Source organism: Anaeromassilibacillus sp. An200, assembly GCF_002160025.1.
GTDB lineage: Bacteria > Bacillota > Clostridia > Oscillospirales > Acutalibacteraceae > Caccousia > Caccousia stercoris.
In genome coordinates this window covers 1-1,373 of the sequence record NZ_NFJU01000122.1, presented here as the reverse complement: position 1 = coordinate 1,373, position 1,373 = coordinate 1, and the positions used below count along the sequence as shown (strand labels likewise).

The 1,373-nt window shown below is 47.8% G+C and carries 1 protein-coding gene; it reads left to right on the top strand.

From position 1 onward, the window contains the following. Positions 1–246: 246 nt before the first annotated feature. A partial coding sequence (locus tag B5F35_RS18145; protein ID WP_087243081.1) for an IS110 family RNA-guided transposase occupies positions 247–1,373 on the top strand: 1,127 nt, incomplete at its 3' end.

Sequence of the window (1,373 nt, the reverse complement as noted above, 5' to 3'; positions counted from 1 at the left end):
TCCTTGTATTATAGAGTAGTAGTTATTAAAGCCCCTCTCCAAGGGCTGTGCTACACTGTAAGGGATGCTGTGGATTGGTAGTGTCCTCCTACCACAAGATGGTTCGCGAAAGGTTCCAACCACAGCCCCTTACACTTTTGTTAATCAGTTAAATACCGCCAGACGGTTGATGTAGAACAAGGATACAAAAGTAAGGCGCACTGTGGATACAGCATCACATATTTATCGTTGGAGGTATTTGTTATGATGGTTTCTGTTGGTATCGATGTCTCGAAAGATAAGCACGATTGTTTCATCGTCAACTCTGAGGGTGAAATCCTGGCGGATGTGTTCACTATCCCCAACAACATGGATGGGTTTCACTATCTGTTACAACGAATCCAGGATTGCGCCAACACGCAGAACAAAATAAAAGTAGGGCTTGAGGCGACCGGACATTACAGCTACAATCTGCTCGGGTTTCTTCTTGACAACGGTCTACCCACCTATGTCTTGAATCCCTTGCGTACAAACATTTACCGAAAGAGTCTCAGTCTGCGAAAGACTAAAACCGACCGGGTGGATGCACGAACGATTGCTTCTATGCTGTTATCCGATGTGGGCCTCAAACCCTACACAGATACAGCATACCACAATGAGGAGCTAAAGTCACTGACCAGATACCGTTTTGACAAGGTGAAAGAGCGTGCCAAGCTGAAAAGTTCTATCGCTCGACTGGTCTGCATCCTGTTCCCAGAGTTGGAAAAGCTCGTTCCTTCTCTGCATATTGCTTCTGTCTACGCCCTGCTGGAGGAGTTCCCCGGTGCCAAACAGATTGCCGCAGCTCATTTGACGAGGCTGAAAACACTGCTCGAAACCGCCTCTAAAGGCCACTACAAACGGGACATGGCTCTTGAAATCCGGGATGCCGCCAGAAATTCTATTGGCTCCTGGATGCCTGCCAAGTCTCTTGAATTGCAGCACACCATCCGGCTCATCCGAGAACTGGACGACGAAATTGCTGAAATTGAAAAGCAAATTCAAGCCATTATGGATGAACTTAATTCTCCCATTACCACTATCCCAGGGATTGGATTCCGAATGGCTGCCATGATTTTTGCTGAGGTTGGTGACTTCACTCGTTTTGATTCCCCGGACAAGCTGTTGGCCTACGCTGGGATGTCGCCCTCAACTTACCAGTCTGGACAACTCAAGAATTGCTACCCACACATGGAAAAGCGTGGCTCTCGATACCTACGCTACGCTCTTTACAACGCGACCAAGTATGTCTGCCACTGGGATCCGACCTTTGCTGCCTATCTTGCTAAGAAGCGTGCGGAGGGCAAACACTACAATGTCGCGCTTTCTCATGCTACAAAAAAGTTGGTTCGTCT